Annotated in this window: 18 protein-coding genes; 7 read left to right on the top strand and 11 right to left on the bottom strand. The window is 70.9% G+C overall.

Annotation, left to right across the window (positions count from 1 at the left end; all coding sequences use genetic code 11):
- Nucleotides 1-267: 267 nt before the first annotated feature.
- Together ACRB68_RS26400 and ACRB68_RS26395 are read right to left on the bottom strand one after the other, a co-directional pair.
- Complete coding sequence (locus ACRB68_RS26400) at nt 268-453, bottom strand: DUF397 domain-containing protein (protein ID WP_153536848.1); 186 nt, start codon at nt 451-453, stop codon at nt 268-270.
- Complete coding sequence (locus ACRB68_RS26395) at nt 444-1,220, bottom strand: helix-turn-helix domain-containing protein (protein WP_153536846.1); 777 nt, start codon at nt 1,218-1,220, stop codon at nt 444-446. The genes ACRB68_RS26400 and ACRB68_RS26395 overlap by 10 nt, the downstream gene beginning before the upstream one ends.
- Before the next feature lie 142 nt (nt 1,221-1,362).
- On the opposite strand from ACRB68_RS26395, the gene ACRB68_RS26390 reads away from it, so the two are divergent.
- Together ACRB68_RS26390 and ACRB68_RS26385 are read left to right on the top strand one after the other, a co-directional pair.
- The gene (locus ACRB68_RS26390; RefSeq protein WP_194293448.1) at nt 1,363-1,791 is read left to right on the top strand and encodes an ATP-binding protein; all 429 of its coding nucleotides are present in this window, start codon (nt 1,363-1,365) and stop codon (nt 1,789-1,791) included.
- Nucleotides 1,788-2,057, top strand: a complete 270-nt coding sequence (locus tag ACRB68_RS26385) for a hypothetical protein (protein WP_153536842.1) — start codon at nt 1,788-1,790, stop codon at nt 2,055-2,057. The genes ACRB68_RS26390 and ACRB68_RS26385 overlap by 4 nt, the downstream gene beginning before the upstream one ends.
- 170 nt (nt 2,058-2,227) lie before the next feature.
- Here the strand turns inward: ACRB68_RS26385 and ACRB68_RS42590 are convergent, their stop codons facing one another.
- The 6 genes from ACRB68_RS42590 to ACRB68_RS26355 form a co-directional block, all read right to left on the bottom strand.
- Nucleotides 2,228-3,337, bottom strand: coding sequence for an FG-GAP and VCBS repeat-containing protein (locus ACRB68_RS42590; protein WP_153536841.1), 1,110 nt, complete (start codon nt 3,335-3,337; stop codon nt 2,228-2,230).
- 1,132 nt (nt 3,338-4,469) lie between these two features.
- Complete coding sequence (locus tag ACRB68_RS26375) at nt 4,470-4,889, bottom strand: hypothetical protein (protein ID WP_153536839.1); 420 nt, start codon at nt 4,887-4,889, stop codon at nt 4,470-4,472.
- A gap of 235 nt (nt 4,890-5,124) precedes the next feature.
- Nucleotides 5,125-6,255, bottom strand: a complete 1,131-nt coding sequence (locus tag ACRB68_RS26370) for a hypothetical protein (RefSeq protein WP_153536837.1) — start codon at nt 6,253-6,255, stop codon at nt 5,125-5,127.
- The gene (locus ACRB68_RS26365) at nt 6,252-6,797 is read right to left on the bottom strand and encodes an RNA polymerase sigma factor (protein ID WP_153536835.1); all 546 of its coding nucleotides are present in this window, start codon (nt 6,795-6,797) and stop codon (nt 6,252-6,254) included. The genes ACRB68_RS26370 and ACRB68_RS26365 overlap by 4 nt, the downstream gene beginning before the upstream one ends.
- 101 nt (nt 6,798-6,898) lie before the next feature.
- Entirely contained in the window at nt 6,899-8,059 is a 1,161-nt protein-coding gene (locus ACRB68_RS26360; protein ID WP_153536833.1) for a hypothetical protein, read from the bottom strand.
- Nucleotides 8,052-8,618 (bottom strand): RNA polymerase sigma factor, encoded by a 567-nt coding sequence (locus ACRB68_RS26355; protein ID WP_153536830.1) that lies wholly within the window; start codon nt 8,616-8,618, stop codon nt 8,052-8,054. The genes ACRB68_RS26360 and ACRB68_RS26355 overlap by 8 nt, the downstream gene beginning before the upstream one ends.
- A gap of 662 nt (nt 8,619-9,280) precedes the next feature.
- Between ACRB68_RS26355 and ACRB68_RS26350 the strand changes: the two genes are divergently transcribed.
- The 5 genes from ACRB68_RS26350 to ACRB68_RS26330 all read left to right on the top strand — a co-directional run bounded on the left by ACRB68_RS26350 (nt 9,281) and on the right by ACRB68_RS26330 (nt 15,271).
- On the top strand, nt 9,281-10,018 hold the full coding sequence (locus ACRB68_RS26350; protein ID WP_153536829.1) for a glycosyltransferase family 2 protein: 738 nt from the start codon (nt 9,281-9,283) through the stop codon (nt 10,016-10,018).
- Nucleotides 10,015-10,371, top strand: a complete 357-nt coding sequence (locus ACRB68_RS26345; RefSeq protein WP_153536827.1) for a DUF2304 domain-containing protein — start codon at nt 10,015-10,017, stop codon at nt 10,369-10,371. Before ACRB68_RS26350 ends, ACRB68_RS26345 begins: the two co-directional genes overlap by 4 nt.
- Nucleotides 10,356-11,663, top strand: a complete 1,308-nt coding sequence (locus ACRB68_RS26340; protein WP_194293447.1) for a lipopolysaccharide biosynthesis protein — start codon at nt 10,356-10,358, stop codon at nt 11,661-11,663. The genes ACRB68_RS26345 and ACRB68_RS26340 overlap by 16 nt, the downstream gene beginning before the upstream one ends.
- Nucleotides 11,660-13,165, top strand: coding sequence for a DUF6020 family protein (locus tag ACRB68_RS26335; protein WP_153536824.1), 1,506 nt, complete (start codon nt 11,660-11,662; stop codon nt 13,163-13,165). Before ACRB68_RS26340 ends, ACRB68_RS26335 begins: the two co-directional genes overlap by 4 nt.
- A gap of 171 nt (nt 13,166-13,336) precedes the next feature.
- Entirely contained in the window at nt 13,337-15,271 is a 1,935-nt protein-coding gene (locus ACRB68_RS26330) for a glycosyltransferase family 2 protein (RefSeq protein WP_153536822.1), read from the top strand.
- A 66-nt stretch (nt 15,272-15,337) separates the two neighbouring features.
- Here ACRB68_RS26330 and ACRB68_RS26325 read toward each other — a convergent pair whose 3' ends face one another.
- The 3 genes from ACRB68_RS26325 to ACRB68_RS26315 form a co-directional block, all read right to left on the bottom strand.
- Nucleotides 15,338-16,336 carry a CDP-alcohol phosphatidyltransferase family protein gene (locus ACRB68_RS26325; protein ID WP_153536820.1) on the bottom strand — a complete coding sequence of 333 codons (999 nt, stop codon included), beginning with the start codon at nt 16,334-16,336 and terminating at the stop codon, nt 15,338-15,340.
- 190 nt (nt 16,337-16,526) lie between these two features.
- A complete protein-coding gene (locus ACRB68_RS26320) occupies nt 16,527-20,069 on the bottom strand; it encodes a bifunctional glycosyltransferase/CDP-glycerol:glycerophosphate glycerophosphotransferase (protein ID WP_153536818.1) in 3,543 nt (1,180 codons plus the stop codon).
- A gap of 230 nt (nt 20,070-20,299) precedes the next feature.
- Nucleotides 20,300-21,448 carry an acyltransferase family protein gene (locus ACRB68_RS26315; protein ID WP_153536816.1) on the bottom strand — a complete coding sequence of 383 codons (1,149 nt, stop codon included), beginning with the start codon at nt 21,446-21,448 and terminating at the stop codon, nt 20,300-20,302.
- Nucleotides 21,449-21,476 lie beyond the last annotated feature (28 nt).

Here is a 21,476-nt window from a genome sequence, read left to right as displayed (position 1 = left end):
GCAGGTTCTTTTGATGGCCATGGGGTCCGTGTCCGATTTAACGGTGATCTTCGAGAGGCAAGGCGTTCCGGGCCGACCCCAGCGGGGCCATCGCCGAGGAGGTGTCCGCTGGGCCGGTCAGAGCGCCCGGACGGTTCGGTCGCAGATGCCGTCGAGCGGTGAAGGTGACGGGCCGGCTTCACAACGGGGCGATCGGCTTGGGAACGCGAGGTGGTCCCGCCCGGATGCGGCGGGACCACCTCGCGCGGGACAGGGGTCTGCGTTGTGCTAGATGTTTTTCAGCGCGTTCCCGAAGTGGCGGAAGTCGGCGCGCTCGATCAGCAGCTTGGGGCCGGCAGGGTCCTTCGAGTCGCAGACGGCGACGGCACCGTGGATGGCGGCGAGTTCGATGCACTGGTCGCCTTGCTCGCTGCTGCGGCGAGATTTGTGCCATTCAACGATGCTCAGGTCCATTTCTCTTCTATCGCCTTTCGCAGAAGATCGCGCGTCGCATTTGGAGATAGGGACTGAGACTGTAGTCTAGCGAAGACCCGCACGGACTCGCCGATCTGGGCGGGAAGTGTAGTGGTCTCGCCGTTCGTGGTCTTTTCGATGTACACGGTGCTGGAGTCATCGCCCTGCGTTGCGATCGAGAACGATGACCGAGCTCCGCGGTGATAGGCGAAGGGTGCGATCTGCACGAACACCCCGTCCCGCTGCGACACCTCGACGAGGTGCTGTAGTTGCTCGCGCATTGTTTCCTTGCTCCCGATCCTCCGGTACAGGACTCCTTCGTCGAGAACGAGGCAGAACATGGGTGTCGGTATACGCTGTAGGACTTCTTGCCGCTTGAGCCTGTTCGCCACTGCCTTGTCGTCTCTCAACAGCTCAAAGGCGTACTCTTTTGTCTGGAACAGTCCGTCTACGAGTAGAAGCGAGTAGGTTCGAAGGAGGGAAGCTGTCGCCTCCTTCGCCTGAAAGTCCTGATAGTAGGCCGGGAAACCGCTGTTGAGCTTTTTCCATGCGTCGGTGATGTGGCCACAGGCGTTGAGCAGCTCGTCAAGCTTCTCGGCGTTCTCGTAGGAGCACCTCGTCGTTCCCTTGATGGTGCGGCCGATGTAGCTGGGGCTCACCGGGAACTTGCTTGCCAGTTGAGCGCGGGTCATCTTCGCGAGCTCTCGATGCTCGTTGACGATGGCGCCAAAATGTAGCGACTCGGTTGTCGGCTGCACTTTGCTCATGTGCGCTCCCGGATGAACTCAACTGAACCACCGATGAACCGAACTGACCAGAAGTCGACACTCTGTGTAGGTGCGCTGTCGCGCTACGCCGGACCCTGGCTGGATGAAGCCCCTACCAGGCACTCGAAACCGAGGTCAGACGATGATCAGAGCGAGCGGCGGGCCGCCGTCGGCGGAGGCGGGCCGGAGCGGAAGTAGCGCGATCATGCTTCCGGCGGAAGCCGGGGCGATCAAAAAGGCGCGTGATTTCACCACCGAAGGGTGCGAGCGGCACGGAATGGACACGTTCACGGCCGTGCTCGTGGTCTCCGAGCTGGCCACCCACGCACTCCACCACGGCACGGCCGCCGGAGAGCCGATCATCCTCCGGCTCTACATCTCCGACCACGGGCCGGTCGTCGAGGTATGGGACCGCGGCGACGGACACCCGTACGCGCTGCCGCCGGACCCTTCCCGCGAGAACGGCCGCGGAATGGCCATCGTGGGGGAGTTGGCCCTCCGCTGGGGCGTCAACGTCCTAGAGGGGGGCGGGAAATGCGTGTACGCCGTCCTGCGGGCGGAGGCGTCATGAGCGGCTACCCGGTCTACATGGTCCTGCTCAAGACTTCCGGCGCGCGCCGGGCGATGCGTCGCGTGGCCGCTCAGCCCCACGCCCTGCAGGCCGTCGCCGACGAACTGCACGACGACCTGGGAAAGGTGCGCGATCCCGTCGAGCGGGCTCGCCTTCTGGGCATGGCCGAAGGGCTGGAACGCGCGTCCCGGCAGGTCCACCAGGCCATCATGGACGGCTACGGCCTATGGCCCCAGTGGGATCGCCGGACGGCCGGAAGGCCCTAAGGCATTGACGGGGAAGGGCGGTGGGCCTACCTCCCGGCGGCGGGCTTGGTCGTCTGAGCGAGGCCGACGCCTTCGACGCCCTTGCCGGTCAGATCTTGCGAGCTCGGTCGGCGCAGGCGCGCTGGAGGCGATGAGGTGTTCGCCTGGCGGGGGCTCGTCGTTCGTGCAGGTCAGGGCAGGAGGACCAGGCCGAAACCGCCGTTCGGCCGCTGGGTGAGGCCCAGCTGGGTGCCGCTGATGGTCGTGGCGTCCCGGGGCCGGCCGCCGGGGAGGATGTAGAGGCGCCCTCCCGCCCGGGTCGACCACTCGGGGACCCCGATGACGAGGTCTGGTGTGCCATCCCCGGTCAGATCGGCGACGGACAAGCCGCCGATCTGCCGCGGGTCGCTGCTGGCGGGCTGCGGCAGGCTGTCCTCATCGATGGTCTCGGCCTGGGCGGGCCGCACGCCGCCGGGAAGGACGGCGACCTTGCCGTTTTCGGTGACGGTGACGTCCGCAGTGCCGTCGCCGGTCACGTCGCCGACGGTGAATCCGGGTGCTGTGCCCGAGTTCAGGGGCACTCCGGGGTCGGGGTCAAGGGGCTCGAGGGTGGGCGGAAGGGGGAGGCTCTGCGGGGCTCCAAGTCCGGTGGAGGTTCCCGGCACCACCGTCATCGCCCTGCCGGTGTCCCGCATGACCAGGTCGGGCCGGCCGTCGCCGGTGACGTCGCCAGCCATCGACTCCAGTCCTACCCGGCCGCGGCCGAACACAGTGGCCCGCTCGCTCAGGCCACGCGGGCCGCCGAGCCGCAGTTCGCCCCAGTCATGGCTTCTTTCGCCTTGGGTGCTCCACTTGACCATCACCGCGAGGTCGGAGCGGCCATCGGCGTTGAAGTCGGCGACCTGGAGAGACTCGAAAGAATCCTCGGCGCCACGTCCATGCGGCGGTTTCCTGATCAGCCTGCTGCGTTCGACGGGGACGGGCCGGTCGACCACGTTGCGGAACAGGTACAGAGCGCTGAACGCTCCTGTCGTGGCGACGATGTCGAGTTCGCCGTTGCCGCCGAAATCCCCGATCGCCACCTTGTCGAAGACCCCGTTCGTTCCTGGTGAGACGAGTTCCACCGCACGGGTGGTGGGCCCGTTCGCACCGCCATAGATGATCGTCACGGCGGCGTCCCCGAGACCGTTGCAGCCCCCGTCTTGCCCGGCCGCCACCAGGTCGTCGTAGCCGTCGCGGTCGAAGTCGGCCGAGTCCAGCATCGTGCCGAACGTGTAGTTCGGCTTGCCGCGGGTCGGCACGTCCAGGCAGCCATGGGTGATGATCTGCCGTCTGGCCGGGTCCGGAGCATGCGGATCACTGGGAATACGGCGACATAGGCGCCCGACCACTCTCCGGGCAGGACCTTGCCGGGCGCGTCCGCCATGCGGAAAGAAACCGAGACGGCGATGTCGCGACGACCGTCGCCGTTGAAGTCACCACCATGGCCGCCGGCTCCCTTGACGGAGCGGCTCGCCTCGCGCGACGCCGCTGCGCCGGGCGTGGGCGCTGAGGAGCTTCTGCCGTGGGGTAGTGCAGAGGCGCAGCCCGGCTGGGGCTTGGCGCTCCGCGTGACCGGAACGTCGGGGATGACGTCACCGGCGGCAGCGAACAAGGTCACCACAGCGACGGCGGCCGTCGGCAGAGTGCTCCGCCTCCACGGGCTCGTGCTTCGAAAACACTTCACCCGAAAAGCCCCCAAATGCGATGTGTCGTACACGTGATCATCCACCATTGGTCCGGCTCCGCCAAGCGTCGGCCCGTGGGCAGTGGCCGGCGGTGTGTCTGCCGCGCGCGCTCCAAGCAGGTGGTTGCGGACACGCCCAGGGTGAACCGGGATGGTTCGGGCGCAGTGCGGTCGGATGATCCCGACGGCGTGCGTCGGCGCTGGTGGCATGGCCAGGATGCAGGGGAGTTCAGACATTCCGTCACACCGCAGGATGAGCGCGAAGAATGGCAGAACTTCAGTACTCCCGAACGTCGGTTAAGCACCAGAATTGCCCTCGATTCAGAGAAGACCGCCCGGTCCAGGGAGCGCCGAGGCCTGGCAGCGAGCTTGGAATTCTGGGTCACCTCTTACCTGGCGCGGCTACTGATCGTGACCACCGTGACGACGCGGACGGATGCCAGATGACGCCGGGTGTCGGCTTCCCGGCGGCACCTCCAACACGAAAAGCAGCCGTGGTCACTCACAGTTGCTTTGAGACTGGATCACGTTCGGGAGCGGAGGGCCGTGAGCGGGGGCTCGGGCTTCTGATCGAGGCCGACGCCCTTGCCGACTGGATCATGCGAGCACGGCCAGCGCAGGCGTGGTGGAGGCGGTGGGGCATCTGCCTGATCTCGTAGAGCCGGTGGGGGAGGCCCGCCGTTCGTGCAGGTCAGGGGGAATACGAGTCAGACGACCTTGGTGATGCGGCAGTCGATGCCCGCCGGGCCGGGTGGTGTCTGGGCCGGGGTGGTGCCGCTGAAGGTCGTGGTGTCGCGGACGTCGAACGTGCGCTCTCCGATGCGCTGCTTGGTCGCGGCGTCGAGCACCTCGACCGTCACCTGGAAGCGGTTCGAGTCGCCCTTGATGGTGCCGTCGATCGTGACCGTCCCGACGCCCCCGGTGGTCTCCACCTGGCAGCTGACCTGGGCGTTGTAGGTCCGGTGGCCGAGACGGGGCGTGTCCTTCCCGGTGAGGGCAGGGACGAGCAGGTAGAGCAGGCCGACGGCGCCCGCCACGATCACGGCGATGAGGAGCGCCTTCCGGTGCCGCTGTCGGCCACCCGGGCCGTGGGGATCCTGGGCAAGCGTCCACTCGTGCGTCGGCATGTGTCCTCGCTGACTTCAATCCGGATGATCACCGGCACGGGGACAAGCGGCCAGGCCAGCGGCGCAGAGCGTCCCCTTCACCCGAGGCTCTGTGCCCGATCGCATGCGACGAGGGCCGTGCCGGAGGCACCACCGGACGGGGGCGGGGGTGCCGCGGCACAGTGTATTCACGCGATCAACACCGCAAACCGGCACCGGTGAGGTCTGAGGGGTGCGCGGCCGTCGTCCGTGCGGGTCAGGGGGTGGGAACGGCGCCGATCTTGTTCACCCAGCCCTGGCGTTCGAAGGCGTAGTAGTCGCCTACCTGCGGGCCGCGGCCCGTTTGCGGGTCGGGGTCGCTGGACAGCTGCTCGAAGGCGAGGAACCGGGCGGTCGCCGGGTCCACCACGAGCCGCACGCCGTCGACGCCTTGCGCGGTGACGGCCATGCCGGTCCGGCCCAGCCGGTCCTTGATCTGGCCGGTGACGTGGACGGACGGGGAGTCGGCGAGGATCCGGTAGAGAGCCGCCCGCGTGCCGGGGGTGGTCGGGGCCATGAACAGGTCCCAGGCGCTGACGAAGACGTACCGGCCGAAGTCGGCGGGGGCGACGTAGCCGTTCGCGCCGCCCTTGCGGTCCTGCTGCCACAGTTTCCGCAGGTAGCCCTCCAGGCCGCTTTTGGTCGCCGGCAGTGTTGCGATGGTCGTCCACTCGATCTCGTGCGAGCCGATGCTGGGGTTGACCAGGTGCGAGGCCTTGTACTTGTACTCCTTGCCTGTGGGCTTGTCGTACGTGATCGTGGCCGGCTTGGAGGCCGTCGTGCCGCCGTTGATGTCGAGCGGCGGCGAACCCGCCGCCTTCCAGGCCGCCTCGTCCTTCTTGGTGGGGAAGGTGGCCGTGATGTCCAGCGGGCCGTGCATGCGGAACCTCATGCCGGTTCCGCCCGACCGGGTGCACACCCAGTTCTCGGCGCTGCTCGCGGTCTGTGCCTGGAACGTTCGCCGCTTGCCTGCGGGGGTCGGGAGGCCGGGGCCGGCCTTGAAGGGCATCAGGTCCTGCCACATGCGGGTCCGGCTGTACCAGCAGGTCCCGTGGGTGGCGGGCTGCTTGGCGGCGGTCTCCGCGCTGGACAGCAGGAACGTGCGGGTGTCGATCGTCCCGTTCTGCCGGGGGTTGCTGGGCAGCGCGTTCACGGCCAGCGCCGCCGCCACCGCGGTCGCGCCGGCGGCGAGGGCCAGCAGCCGGACCGGCCGCCGTCTCTGCACCGTGGACGCCCGCGCCTGGATCTGCGCCAACTCGGGGCGCCGCGCGTAGGCGGCGTCGGCGAGTTCGGCGACCAGGGCGGGCTTCAGCCCGTCGATCACGCGGTCGAGTTCGTCGTTCTTCACTGCTTCTCCTGGACGACTTGAGGGCGCAGGACGCGTGCACCGGGTTCATGGGACGCCTCGAGCGCCCGGGCCAGCCGGCGCCGTCCGCGGTGCAGCCGGACGACGAAGGCGGTGCGGGAACAGCCGGCGACACGCGCCGCCTCGGCGGGTTCGAGGCCGTGCCAGACGGTCAGGGTGACCGCCTCGGCCTCCTTCGCCGACAGGGTGCGTAAGGCGGCCAGTGCCTGGTCGCGGGCGATGACGTGGTCCGCGGCGTCCCAGGCGTGCCGGTCGGCGTCCGTGGTCAGGCCGGCCAGCCGGTCGACCAGGCCGCGCGCCCGGCCGGCCGCGCCGTGCGACTGGCGGGCCAGGTTCCTGGCCACGCCCAGCAGCCACGGCAGCGCCTGCTCGGGGATCTCGTCGATCTTCCGCCAGGCGACCGTGAAGACCTCACCGGTCAGGTCCTCGGCCGTCTGGGGCGGGACCCGCAGCACGACGTAGCCGAAGACGTTGCGGTAGTACCTCTCGTAGAGGCGGGTGAAGCGGGCCTCTCGCTCGTCCATGCCACCTCCTTCCTTCTCGGAGCCGATACACCGGGAAGTCGGAGAAGGACGCGCCGGATTACCCCCAGGGTCGGGAAAACTTCGCGGATCGCGCTGAAGGCTCACTCACTGGGCGGCGATATCTCGACCATCCCTCTTTCCACGTTGTCGTCCTCCTCGTCGGGCTTGGGCAACAGCTTCTCCGGTGGGGTCCTGGTCCATTCGGCCTGGCGGACGATCTCATAGAACCAGCGGGAGCCGGGGCGCAGCCCGGCGTTGCGGGAGCCGGGCGTGATGATGACGGTCTGGCTCGCGGTGAGCCGGCCCGTCCGGGCGTCCACGAGGAGTTGCAGCTCGACCGTCCCGTTCTCGGGTGTCGTCTCGCGCATCGCGACGCCCTTGCTGATGCGGCCCGCGGCGTCGGTGGCGGTGATGGCCTGGACGCCCTTCAGGCTGGCGAGGACCCGGTAGGTGGCGATCCGCACCGCGTCGCTGACGGGGGCGTCCACCAGCAGGAAGGAGGCGCTCCCGAACAGGTAGCGGTCGGGGTCGGGCAGTCGCTGATGATCGAACTGGGTCGCGTAGTTCAGCAGCCAGGCGCGCAGCTTGGCGGGATCGGCGGGCAGCTTGCGGGCGTCCTCGTCGCCGAAGTCCAGAACCGGGCCATTGCCCATCTCCGGTCCGATGGCGCGTTCGGGAGCATTAACGCCCAAGGTGGCGGCGTCCGGGCGGAGGTCGGCCTTCCAGATGGTCCGGTCGACGGGCGTCGCGGGACGGACATCGATCCGCCTCCCCTGCCATCCTCTGCTGGTGGCCGCGTGAGAGAAACGGCGCCGGGGGAGTGTCCCGTGGGCCACGGTGAGCGTGTAGTCGTCCTGCTCGACCTCCATCGCGTAGCGGACGCCGGGCCGGTAGGGAGACGTCACCAGGACGGTCCCGCCGACCGTCGACCGGCGGTACCAGACCTCGCCGTCGCTCGGGTTGCGGGCTCGCCCGTCGGCCGCCGCGAGCAGGAACCGGGCCGCCGGGCCGCTCTGCCCCGCCAGCGGCTCGACCCCGTAGAGCGGGCGGGTGCGCCAGGCGTACAGCCCCCAGGCGGTCGCGACCACGGCGGCGGCCAGGAAGGCGGCCACGGCCACCCGCGTCCGCGGTGCCATCGGCCCCGGCCGCCGCACGGCGGGGCGCGCCTCGGCCAGCAGCCGGGCGCGGGCCGCCGCCGTGGTGGCCGGCGACGGGGGCCGTTCGGCGGCGTGCAGTCCGGCGATCCGGTCCAGGTCATCCACGGGTGTCCCCCAGGTGGGCGTCGGGCAGCACGGCCTTGATCTTGCGGCGGGCGCGGCTGAGCCGCGAGCACACGGTGCCGTAGGCGATGTCCAGGGCCTCGGCGACCTCGGCGTATCCGAGGTCGCCGAGCGCGACCAGCAGCAGGACGTCGCGGTCGCCGTGCGCCAGGCCCGCCAGGGCCGCGCTCAGCGGGCCGTCCGCCGCGGCGACCGCGCTCAGCACCCGGTCCTCGTGCCCTTCGACGGCCTCGGCCGACCGCAGCCGGGCCAGCGCCCGGTAGCGCCGCAGCTCGGTGCGCCGGTGCCGGCTGACGAGCCGGGTCGCGATGCCGTACAGCCACGGCCGCGCCGAGGCGTGCGCCGGGTCGAACGCCGCCCGGCCCCGGAAGGCGATCAGGAACGTCTCGGCGGCGATGTCGTCGGCGGCGTCCGCGCCGAGGCGGCGGTCCACGTACCGGTGGATCTCGGCGTAGTACCGGTCGAAGACCGCGGCGAAGCCTTCGGGGCGGCGCCGCGAGGCCGCGATGATCTCGGCGTCGGTCGGTGGTCCCGCCGTCATGTCCGGGCCCGCGGCGCCCTGGATCCGGCCATCGGGACTCCTTGGTGGGGTGTGTACGGGAGGAGGCACACCCTTGATTGCCCGCAGGCCGCCGGATCCTTCTCGCCGGGATCCGGCGCCGCCCGGCGGGAGCGCCGGCCTCGATCATGGTCTGTGCGGGGTAAAGAATGCGGCGGGTGGTCCGGCGGAAGACTGATCTACCGGTATGCAGCGGGCATTTGCCCTGGTCGATGCGGCAGGGTGATCGGGTACGTAAGCGCCATGAACGCAATGGGTGATCGGACCGGGACGTTCGGAATGCTCAGTGGTATCTGCGGGCAGACGGCGCAAACATTCGATGTCAGGTACCGTCGGAACGGTATGGGACATGTCGGGTCGCTGTCATGGGTGTCGCCGGAACGCCGGCCGGCCACGGCCCGTGGACCCGGCGCGTCGCCCGCCCGTCCGGTGAGTGCGGCCGGGGACCGATGCCCGCGCGAGGGCCGTTCCGGTTATATCGGTCCGAATGGTCGCGACAGAAGAAGAGGTTGCGCCTACGGTAGTTAACCCGCCAAAAGGTGTCCTGCCTTGCGTGTGGCGCATTCCGTGGAAGGGACCGCATCGGCCGCGGGCCGGGACGCAGAACAGGGGGCCATGCCATTTCCGAGATCGATACGGGCACCTTGCCCGACGACGTCACCGGGCCGCCCCGGGCCCGCACGCTCGTCGTGGTGCCCGCGCTGAACGAGGAGGCGTCCATCGGCGGGGTGCTCACGGAACTGGCCGCCTGCCATCCGGCGGTGGACGTGCTGGTGGTCGACGACGGCTCCAGTGACGGCACCGTCCGCGCCGCGCAGGCCGCCGGGGCGCCGGTCGTGCAGCTCCCGTTCAACCTCGGCGTCGGCGGCGCGATGCGCGCCGGTTACCGGTACGCGCTGCGGTACGGCTACCGGGCCGTCGTGCAGGTGGACGGCGACGGCCAGCACGACGCGGCCTACATCGAGCGCCTGGTCGCCGCGCTGGCGGACGCGGACGTGGTTGTCGGCGCCCGGTTCGCCGGCGAGGGCGCCTACCCGGCCGGGCGCGGCCCGCGCCGCTGGGCCATGGTGATGCTGTCGCTGGTGCTGTCGCGGCTGGCCGGTACCCGGCTCACCGACACCACCAGCGGTTTCCGCGCCGCCGGGCCGCGCGCCATCGCGCTGTTCGCCGAGCACTACCCGGCCGAGTACCTGGGCGACACCGTGGAGACCCTGGTGATCGCGATCCGGTCCGGCTGCACCGTCCGCCAGATCCCGGTGGCGATGCGGCCGCGGGCCGCCGGGCAGGCCAGCCAGTCGCCGGTCCGCGCGGCGATCTACCTGTTCCGCGCCGTGGTCGCGCTCGGCATGGCGCTGGTGCGCCCGCAGAAGGGCTTGGCATGACCGTCTACCAGCTCGGCCTGCTCGGCGCGGCCATCTCCATGCTGGTCATCTTCGAGATGCTGCGCCGCCGCCGGCTGCGCGAGAAGTACGCCGTGGTGTGGGTGCTGGTCGCCGTCGCCATCGCCGTCTTGGCGATCTTCCCGGAGGTGCTGGTCTTCGCCGCCCGGGTCACCGGCGTGCAGGTGCCCGCCAACCTGCTGTTCTTCGGCGCCAGCCTGGTGCTGCTGACGGTCAACGTGCAGCTCAGCTCCGAGGTCAGCCGGCTGGAGGAGAAGGTGCGCACGCTCGCCGAGTCCGTCGGGCTGGAGCGGCTGGAGCGGCTGGAGCACGAGCGGCGGTGCGAGCGGCGGTGACCGAGGAGCAGGCCGTCCGCGCACCCGCCGCCGGGCGCGGCACGCTGACGGTCGGGGCCGGGCTGGTCCTGCTCGGCGTCTCGGCGAGCGTCTACCTGGTGCTGTCGGCGCGCGCCGTCGGGCCGCGCGAGTTCGCGTCGGTGTCCACGCTGTGGACGCTGATCTACACCTTCGGCATCGGCGCGTTCCTGCCGTTCGAGCAGGAGCTGGGCCGGGCGCTGGCGCACCGGGGCGAGCTGGGCCGGGGCGGTGCGCCGGTACTGGCCCGCACCGCCGTCGCCGCCGCCGTCGTGCTGGCGGTGCTGCTGGCGGCGGGCGGCCTGCTGGCCCCCGCGCTGGTGGACCGGCTGTTCGGCGGGACGTGGGCGCCGCTGCTCGCGCTGGCCGTCACCCTGGTGGCGATGGCCGCGCAGTACGTGACCCGCGGCGCGTTCTCGGGCACCGGCCGGTTCGGCTGGTATTCCGCGCAGCTCGGCCTGGAGGGCGGAGCCCGCATCGCCGGGTGCGCCGTGCTCTTCCTGGCCGGGGTGCACACCATCGGCCCCTACGCCTGGCTGCTGGCGGCCGCGCCGCTGCTGTCGGTGCTGGTGACCGCGCCGGGTGTGCGCGCCGCGCTGCGTCCCGGGCCGCCGGCCGGCTGGGGCGAGATCTCGGCGAACCTGGGCTGGCTGCTGCTGGCCACGGTGTGCGCGCAGGGCGTCGCCAACGCCGCCATGGTCGCGATCCGGCTGCTGGCACCGGGCAGTGACGCGGCGGGCCGCTTCCTGGCCGCCTTCGTCGTCGCGCGGGTGCCGCTGTTCCTGTTCCAGGCCGTGCAGGCGGTGCTGCTGCCGGGCCTGTCGCGGGCGCTGGCCGCCGGTGACCGGGCCGCGTTCGGCCGCGAGCTGCGCCGGGTGCTGGCCGCGACGGCCGGCGTCGGCCTGGCGGGCGTGCTCGGCGCCGCGCTGCTCGGCCCGCAGGTGCTGCGGCTGGCGTTCGGCGCCGCCTTCCACCTCGGCCGGCTCGACATCGTGGTGCTCGCCGCCGCCACCGGCCTGTACATGATCGCCCAGGTGTTCCAGTCGGGACTGGTGGCGCTCGGGCGGCATCGCGCCAACGGCCTCGCCTGGGCGATCGCACTGCTGGTGTTCGTGCTGGCCTGCCTGCTGCCGATGGGCGTGCTCGCGCGCGTCGAGCTGGCGCTGGTGCTGTCCTGCGCGGCGGCCGCGGTGCTGCTGGGCGCCTGGCTCCGGGAAGGGGCCCGCGCCGCCGTTCCGGCCGGGCGATTCGAAGATGGAGTGATGACCCGTTGAAGCTTTCCCTGGGACGGCGCGTCCCGGTCCGGCTGCGCTTTCCGCTGGTGGTCTACGCCGTCTGCCAGTTCGTCCTGCTGCTGTGGTGGGCCGCCTACTATCCGGGCGCGATGAGCTATGACTCCATCTCCTACGTCTGGCACGTCACCACCGGCCACTGGATGGCCAACCACTCGGTGCCCTACGACGGCCTGGTCTGGCTGTCGCTCAACGCCACCGGCGGCCTGGCGGCGCTGACGTTCCTGCAGGTCGTGTTGTGGGCCGTGGTGCTGGCCTACACCGCCGACGTGCTGCACGACCTGGGCGTGCGGGCCCGCTGGGCGGCGCTGGCCGCGCTGGCCGCGGTGCTGCTGCCCGCGCTCGGCCAGTTCCCCTCCTGGGTCTGGAAGGACGTCCCGTTCACCATCGCGGCCGTGCTGGTCTTCGCGGCGACCGGCCGGATCATCGCCCGCCGGCTCGCCGGGGAGCCGGCGCCCGCCCGGCTGTTCTGGCTGCTGGGCCTCGGTTTCCTCGGCCTGGTGCTGTTCCGCAACAACGGCTTCCTGACCGCGCTGATCGCCGTCCCGGTGCTGGTGGTGGCGCTGCGCGGGTACCGCCGGCGGGTGCTGGCGCTGACGCTGGTGCCGATCGCGTTCTCGTTCGTGCTGACCTCGGTCGTCTATCCCGCGCTGAAGATCGAACCGGCGCGGCCGAGCCTCACCTACGCCTCGGCCTACGCCGATGTCGCGGTGGCCTACCACGAGCGCCCCGAGAGCTTCTCCAAGAAGGACCGCAAGGTCATGCGCGAGGTCGCACCGCTTTCGCACTGGGACCAGGCGGGTACCAGTTGCTACAGCGCCGACTGGCTGACCAACCGGCCGCAGTTCAAGAAGTCCGTCGCCGACCGGCGGACCGATGAGCTGATGGCGTTGTGGTTCCGCACCCTGCACCGCACCCCCGACCTGGCCATCGGCGCCCGCATCTGCCGGGGCTCCGTCGCCTGGGCGATCTGGCCGGGTCCGCGGGCCCTGGACGGCCAGACGCTCATCGCGGGCGGTGACGTCCCGGGCGACCGGTTCTCCTGGGCACTGCCCGGCGCCCGGATGGACGGCAACCCCTATCTGCCGGAGCTGAGCACCCGGCCGCTGTGGCGGCCACTGCACGGCGCGCTCTCGTTCGCCTGGCGGGTCAGCCGGATCCCACAGCTGGAGTTCCTGCTCTGGCGGGCGCCGATCTGGTGCTACGCGGGCATCGTGGCCATCGGCCTGTTCGCCTGGCGACGGCGGACGCCGGGCGCCTGGGGGCTGACCGCGATGATCGTCGCCGGTCAGCTGTCGGTGCTGGCCGCCAACCCCGCCCAGCTGTTCCGCTACATGCCGGGGCCGATGCTCATCGGGATGCTGGCGCTGCCCTTGGCCACTGTCCTGTCCGGGTCCGGGCGCGCCCGGGGCGGGGCGGGGGAGGACGTCCCCGCGGAAGCCGGGAGCGGCGAAGCCGTCCAGCCCGTTTCGGAATCTATGTAGAATTTATTCAGGTTTGTCGAATGAGCGGCGGGCCGTCAACCGTCTCCCACCCGCCTTCCTGAGCGACGCCCCCTGCGGATCCCCGCTCGATGCCCGCAGAGGGACCGGCGTCGCCGCTTCCAGGTGTGGGTAGAGACGCTTGGCCAGTCACGGACGGGGACGTGGAGCCACATGGCGAATCCGAAGGTCAGTGTGATCGTGCCGGTGTACAACTGCCGGGCGAGCCTGGAGCGGACCTTCCGCTCGGTGCTGGACCAGACGCTGCCCGCCGGGCAGGTCGAGATCATCGCGGTGGACGACGGCTCCACCGACGGCAGCGGCGAGGAGCTGGAGCGGCTGGCCGCCGGGCACCCCGGCTTCACCGTCCTGCACCACGAGACCGGCTCGGGCGGGCCCGGCAAGCCGCGCAACACCGGCCTCGCGGCGGCGACCGGCGAGTACGTCTTCTTCCTGGACGCCGACGACCACCTGGCCCCCGAGGCGCTGGCCCGCTGCGTCGCGATGGCCGACGAGAACGGCACCGACGTGGTGGTGCCCAAGTACGTCGGCATCGGCCGCAAGGTCAACCCGCACCTGTTCCGGCGCACCGTGCCGTTCACCACCATCCAGGACGCCGTCCCGAACCTGTACGGCAGCATCACCGTGCTGAAGCTGTACCGGCGCAGCCTGCTGGACCACCACGGCATCCGCTTCCCCGAGAACGTGCTGTCGGGCGAGGACCAGATCTTCGCCGTCCGCGCCTACTTCGAGGCCAAGGGCGTCTCGGTGCTGGCCGACTACGACTGCTACTACTGGGTGGACCGCGACGACGGCACCAGCGCGCTCCAGCTCGGCGGCGCGCCGGCCGAGCACTACTTCCCCGAGATCGAGACGCTGCTGGCCTATGTCACCGGGCGGACCGAGCCCGGCGCCGTCCGCGACCGGCTGCTGCGCCGGCATTTCGCCATCGAGATCTTCTCCCGTTTCGACCCGCGCTACCAGCACTTCACCGAGGCCGAGCGGCAGGCGACCAAGGCCGCCGTGCGCGACCTGGTCCGCCGGTACGGCAACCCGACGATCATGGGCGGGCTGTCGCCCTACATGCGGCTGCTGGACCATCTGCTGCGGCACGGGCACGACGCGCTGATCGACCAGGCGGCCCGGGTGCACGCCGAGGACCCGCCGCCGATCGTCGTGGACGGCGAGCACGCCTACCTGGCCTACCCCGGCTTCCGCGACGCCGCCCTGAGCATCCCCGACGAGGTCTTCCGGCTGAACGGCCCGCTGAGCTGGCGGCACGGCCTGACCGGCCTGGAATGGCGCGGTGGCCGCCTGCTGGTGCACGGCTACGCCTTCGTCGAGCGCGTCGACCGGGCCGAGCAGCGTGAAGAGCTGGTGCTGCGCGAGCGCGAGGGCGAGCGCGAGTACCGCATCCCGTTCGTGCGCGCCGCCGCGTCCGCCGAGGGCCGCCCTCAGCTGACCGCCGAGATCGACCCGGCCACCGTCGCGGGCGGCGCCCCGCTCCCGCCGGGACGCTGGGACGCCTTCGCCGTGGTCCAGGTGCAGGGCCGCACGCACGAGGGCCGCATCGTCGCGCGTGAGGGCGCGCAGGACGTCCTGCCGGGCGCCCGTGTGGCGCCGGTCGCCTCCGGCCTGCCCGTCCTCACCCCCTACCTGACCAAGAACGCGGGCGCCCTGGCCCTGCACGCCGGCGGTACCGGGGGCCTGGCCGGACCTGCGGCCCCCGCGCGGATCGAGGCATCCGGTGACGGCTTGCGGCTGACGGCCGAGCTGGCCACGGCGGGCGACGCGCCGGTCACCGTCGCGGTGCTGCTGCGGCACCGCGGCGACGACACCGTCCACACCGTCCCGGCCGCCCTGCAGCCTCTGGACGGCGCCGTACGCGTCACGGCCGACCTGCCCCCCATCAGCGGCCGCAAGGGGGTCTGGGACGTCTCCTACGAGATCACCTTGGCCGGTGCGCACGGTAGGCTGCGCGCTCCCGCCGCCGAGTCCGCCGCCGGCGTTCCCGGTGTGCTGCGCACGGTCAAGGGCAATCTGTCGCTGGAGCACGGCGGCGCCAAGAGCGCCGGCGGCCGGCTGCGCCGCCTGTTCCGCCGCGGCTGACCTCTGGAGAGACGAAAAGGCGCCCCCGGAAGCCGGGGGCGCCTTTTCGTTCGGCAGGCGGAGCGGTCAGCCGCTGCTGGCGGCGAACTCCTCGGCCGGCAGCTGGGCGCGCAGGCTGTCGATCTTGGTCTGCAGCTTGGCCAGGTTGCGGCTGTAGTCGCGGCTGGACAGCCAGAACTTGTAGATGATGATGAACTCGAACGCCAGCATGCCGATGGCCGACAGCACCGTCACCGGGATGATCGCGCCCGGGATCAGCGCGGCGACCAGCGGCGCGACGATGAACACGCCCATCTGGAACTCGATGCCGCTGATCAGGTGCGGGCGGATCCGGCCGCGCTTCAGCACGTTGCGGATGCGCGCGTACCAGGGGAACTGCTTGTTGAAGCCGGCCTGCAGCTGGGCGTTGGGGTTGTCCCCGACGACCTGCTCCTCCATGTCGGCCTCGGGATCGGCGCCGATGGCGCCCTCGGCCGAGCGCAGCTCGTCGCCGACCGCGACCGGCGTCTCGCCGTTCGCGCGGCGGACGGCCAGCTCCAGCGTCTGCGCCTCCTCGCGGGCGGCGCCCAGCTTGGCGCGCATCTGGTTGCGGACCTTGTAGATCTCCAGCGCGTCCATGTACCGGAGCATGTCCAGGAACACCACGGCGACGGCGGTCCACACGTAGGCGACGTTGCCGGTGATGGCGTACTGGCCGCCCATCAGGGCGATCGCGCAGGCCAGCACGCGGACGCGGTCGAAGATGTAGTCCAGCCAGGCGCCGAACACCGAGCCGGTGCCCTTCAGCCGGGCGATCTTGCCGTCCATGCAGTCGAGCGTGAAGGACAGGTGGTAGAGCAGCGCGCCGAGCAGCAGGTAGGGCCATGAGCCGACGGCGAAGCAGCCGCCCGCGGCGAGGCCGAGCAGCAGTGCGCCGACGGTGAGCTGGTTCGGCGTGATGTTCGTGCGGTTCGCCGTGACGCGCACCAGCCGCGAGGCGAGCGGATCGACCAGCAGCACCGTCCACCATGCGTCACGCGCCTTGTACGTCCGTTGCCGGACGTCGTCGAGCGTGAAATTCGCCATGGAGAGCTGTCCTTTCGTTCTGAAGAGGCTTACCCGGTCGCGGAGTCCGCCGACCTCGAAGCCGTCGTGGGGTGCGGCTCGCGTCGCCCGGCTGCACGCCGTCCCCCAGAGCACCGCTCCGATGGTATCGGGTGTCCGCCGCGAGACCTTCGCATCGTGGCCGGTTCGTGATCAAGTGATCACATAACGGTCAGCCGCGGAGCAGCATCCGATCCACCGCGCGAGCGGCGGCGGTGCCGTCGTCCCAGGCGCAGAACTTCTCCTGGAACGCCCGATAGCGGGCGGCATAGGCACCGGTGGACGCGCCGGCGTCGCGGATGGCGGCGATCACCTCGGCCGAGGTGGCCACCAGCGGTCCGGGCGCCTCGGCCTCCAGGTCGAAGTAGAAGCCGCGCAGTTGATCACGGTAACGCTCCAGATCATAGGTGAAGAAGATCTGCGGGCGGCCGGTCACCGCGAAGTCGAACATCACCGACGAGTAGTCGGTGATCAGAACATCGGAGATCAGGTACAGCTCGGCGATGTCGGAATAGCGGCTGACGTCGATGGTGAACTCGCCGTCGGCGCCCTCCACCCCGCCGCCCAGGTTGAAGTGCCCCCGGACCAGCAGCACATGGTCATCGCCCAGCGCGGCGCGGGCGGCGGCCAGGTCGAGCTTCAGCTCCATGCTGTAGCCGCCGCTGCGCGCCTGGTCGTCGCGCCAGGTCGGCGCGTACAGCACGACCTTCTTGCCGGGGGCGATGCCCAGCAGCGACCGGACCCGCTCGGCGCGTTCGGCGTCGCCGCGCACCAGCAGGTCGTTGCGCGGGTAGCCCGACTCCAGCAGCTCGCCGTCGTAGCGGAACGCGCGCCGCAGGATGGGGCTGCTGAACGGGTTGGGCGACACCAGCGCGTCCCACTGCGCGACGTCGGCGCTGAACCGCCGCAGGTAGTCCTGCGCGTTCTTGAACTGCGGCCGCTCGATGTCGTAGCCGATGCGCTTGAGCGGCGTGCCGTGCCAGGTCTGCAGGTAGAACTGCCCCTCGCGCTTGACGAACCATTCGGGCATCGGGTCGTTGCCGACCAGGTACCTGGCCTGGGCGAGCGTCTCGAAGTGGGTCCGGCTGCCGTACAGCACCGTCCGCACGCCCGGCGGCGCCTGGAACCGGCCGTCGAGGGTGACCCAGACGTAGTCCAGGTCGGGGTGCCGTCGCGCCATCTCCTCGTAGACGGCGCGCGGGCTGTCGGAGTACTGCCGGCCGCGGAAGCTCTCGAACACCGCCAGGTCGCGCAGCGGCTCCCGGCGGAAGGCCGGGTAGTCGCGCTGCGCGAGGCGCTTCAGGCCGTACACGCCGCGCTCCTCGTCCGGCAGCGCGGTGCGCACCTCCAGCCGCAGCGAGTCGGCCTGGTAGGTGTGCAGCCGCAGCTCGTGCAGCCCGACGATCTCCTGCGGCGGCAGTCCCGACAGTGAGCTGCGCGACACCGCGACGGGCACCTCGCCGTCGGCCATCGGCACGAAGAAGCCCCACAGGCCGCTGGCGAGCGGCAGCGGCTGCCCGAAGACCTTCACCCGGGTCGGCGCCAGCTCGGCGGTGAAGTTCTCGCCGCTCCAGGTGAGCGGGAAGACGGCGGTGTCGCCACCGTTGCGCAGCCGCAGGACCAGCCGGTCCGGCCGGTCGGTGCCGGCCATCTCGCCGTGCAGCAGCAGCCGCCCGTCGCCGGTCCACTCGGCGGTGGTCACCGCGGGCCGGCGGGACCGCTCGATGATGCGCAGGTTGCCGAACTTGGTGCGGGTCACCACGATCTCGTCGGCGCCCAGGGGGTGCCGCAGTTCGACGTCGTCGTGGACGGACAGCCTGATCGGCTTGGCGTGCCCGGCGAGTTCGAGGGAGGCGTCCCAGTCCAGGCCCTCGTTGACCCAGGTGTGCAGCGCCACGCCGGTCTCGGCGGCGTGCGAGACCAGCGCGTTCAGCGGGATCCGCGCGGTGAACGCGCCCTCGGCGTCCAGGCTGACGGGCGACTGCGCCTTGGCCATGCCCTGCCGGCGGGTCAGCAGCAGCCGGCCCGACGCGGCGGCGCCCTTGGCGCTGCGGCCCTGCAGCACCAGCTCGCCGGCCTCGATCCGGGCGGCGCCGACCTGCGCGGCGAGCTGCTTGACCTGGATGGTGAACCGGTCGCCGGCGGCGGTGACGGGCCGGATCGTCACGTCCGGGCCGGCCTGCCAGGCGTTGGCCCAGCGCACGTCGCTGCGGCGGGGGCCGCCGAGCGGGCCCGAGCGCACCAGCCCGCCGGGCGCGGTCACCTCGGCATGCAGCTCCCAGCTGGCCGAACGCAGTGCCTGCAGGATGCGGTGCCGGCTGACGCGCAGGAACCGGTAGCGGTTGACGTGCAGCGCGGACGGGGCGATCTCGACCTCGAACCCGGCCCAGTCGTAGTCGGCGGCGGCGCGGGTGGCGTCGGCGGACACGTCGGGCCGGTGCGCCCGCCGTACGGGCAGCTCGACCGTGGCGCCGTTGCGTACGTGCCGGAGCCAGACCCGCAGGCCGGGTGCCCCGGGGGCGTCGCCCGGCCTGGTCATCGGGATGCGGGTGATGTAGGCGTGCCCGGCGATGTGCAGCCGGCCGTCCCGCCATCCCGCGTTGTCGACGCGGCCCCGGAGGGTGACCTCGTCGGTGATGTCGTACAGCTCGTCGGGGACGTCGTAGGCGGGGTCGCCGAAGAACGGGTAGGCGCCGTACCAGCGGTCGCCCTTGCGGACCGCGTCGGCGGAGAAGATCTGTGCCTGCTGGTAGGCGAGCATGACCAGCAGCTCGTCGATCATGCCGTGCGAGATGAAGTGGTACTTCAGCCGCTTCAGCGCGGTCAGCTCGGTCAGCAGGGACGGGTCGGCCTCGGCCAGCACGTCGTTGACCAGCGACCGCAGCCGGGCCTGGTACTCGGGGCCGCCGTCGCCGGCCACGTCGATGTACAACGGCAGCTCGTCCGACAGCACCAGGGCGAGGTGGGCACGCCACAACCGCGGTGAGTGCTTCTTCAGGAACGCGGTGACCGAGCGGATGCTGCGGACCCGGTCCTCCAGGTTGCCCGGCTCGGTGCGCCGCTGCGTGATCGACTGGGACTCGCCCTCGCGCTCGCGCCAGTAGTAGACGACGTCGCTCAGCACGTCCACCGACGCGGCCAGGAAGTGCGCCGGGATGGTGACCGGCGCGTCCTCGTACAGGCCGCCCGGGAACGCGAAGGCGTGCTTGTCGTAGAACGACCGGCGGAAGACCTTGTTCCACGCGGTGCGGTCGCCCAGCAGGTCTGGGCGCTTGGAGATGTGCGTGCGCTTCTCGGTGACCCGGAACATCTCGGTGTGCATGCCCGAGGGCCGCGGCCCCGCCGAGGTGAGCCGCCGTACCGCGCCGCAGACCAGGTCGGATCCGGTCTCCTGCAGGGTGCCCACCATCATCTCGTAGGCGTAGCGGGGTACCAGGTCGTCGGAGTCCAGGAACGTCAGGTAGGTGCCCGTGGCCTGTGCCGCGCCGGTGTTGCGGGCTGGGCCGAGGCCCTTGTTGTGCTGCTCGATCAGCCGGAAGCGCGGGTCGCGCTCGGCGAACCCCTTGGCGATGGTCGCGCTTCCGTCGGGAGAGCCGTCGTCGACCATCAGCACCTCGACGTCGCGCAGCGTCTGCTGCTGTACCGACTCCAGGCAGGCTTCGAGATAGTCCTCAACGTTGTAGAACGGCACGATGACGCTCAGCAACGGTGACACGGCTCTCCCGATCGCACCGGCGCCTGCGGCGCCGTCTGTGGTTGGCCCCCGCCGGAGAGCGGCGTAGGGGAACGGCTGGCTTGCGGAGTGACCGGACCGGGACGGCGGCCGGTCGGGGGTGGTTCCCTACCCACTCATGATCATGATCATGAGTGGGGGTGCCCGCCTTTCGCGTGGACGCGGCTGTTCCTCAGGCTAGCCGACGAGCTTGTCGTGCGTCGTCCGATTGATCACCTTTGGTCGGCGCGGCCGACCGGCCGCGCCGCGCCCGGCCGGCGCAGCCCGGTGAAAGCCCAGGTCATCTTGGGTTCCAGCGCCCAGCTCATGCAGCGGACCACCGGCTTGGAGCACAGGAAGGTCCCGGCCACCACGGCGCCCGCCATCACCGCGAGCACGCCCGGGACCGTGTGCATCCAGGCCGCGCCCCACCAGTCGGTGAACTGCAGCAGCCGGGTGACGAACCCGTGCAGCAGGTAGGCGTACAGGGTGGTCGCGCCGAGGCCGGTGAACCAGGTGCGGCGCTGCGGCACGATCGTCAGGAACGCCGCGACCAGCACGATCGCGCAGCCGAACATGCCGAGGCGCATGAGGGTGCCGACCAGGTTGCCGACGCCGAGCTCGTCGTGCGGGTCCTTCCAGTAGATCCAGTCCTTGTTCATGTGGTTCATGACCACGAACGCCGCGCCCGCGCCGCAGACCAGCGTGACGATGCCCGCCATCCGCGCGGCGGGCCGCTTCAGCAGCTCGAAGTGCGCGGGCTTCAGCATCAGCCCGAGCACGTAGAACGGCAGCAGCCCGATCACCCGGTGGATGTTGAAGGTGGAGCCGAGGTCGCTCATGTACGACAGCAGCGAGAACACCATCGCGACCGCGAGCGGCCAGCGGATCTGCTGCCAGACCGGGGTGGACAGCCGCCACATGAACAGCGCGCACAGGAACCAGGTCAGGAAGTACGGCTTGAGGAGGCTGATCTCCAGCTCGTTGCGGCCGGCCAGCCAGTCGTAGAGCGAGTAGGCGATCTCGAAGACCACGTAGGGGACGCCCACGTTGGTGATGAGCTTGCGGGCCTTGCCGCCGGAGAACGTCCAGTTCCGGGAGAAGTAGCCGGTGATCACGATGAACAGCGGCATGTGGAACATGTAGATGAAGATGTACAGGCCCTTGGCCAGCGGCACGTCCAGCAGGTTCGCCAGGGAGTGGCCCACCACCACCAGCAAGATGGCCAGGAACTTCGCGTTGTCGAAGAACGGGTCGCGTTCCTTGCGGCGGGGGGTTGGAGCGTTCCCGGCGGCCTGGGGGGCGCTGCCGGGGGTGTCCACCGGGGGCGCCGGCCACGGGGGACGGGGCTGCTGGGCGGGGGGACTGCTGGTGGGGAACATGGGCCTTCCGGAGGGTCGGCTTTGAAAC

The organism is Actinomadura macrotermitis (assembly GCF_009604375.1).
Taxonomy (GTDB): domain Bacteria; phylum Actinomycetota; class Actinomycetes; order Streptosporangiales; family Streptosporangiaceae; genus Spirillospora; species Spirillospora macrotermitis.
This window is presented reverse-complemented; position numbering and strand designations above follow the sequence as displayed.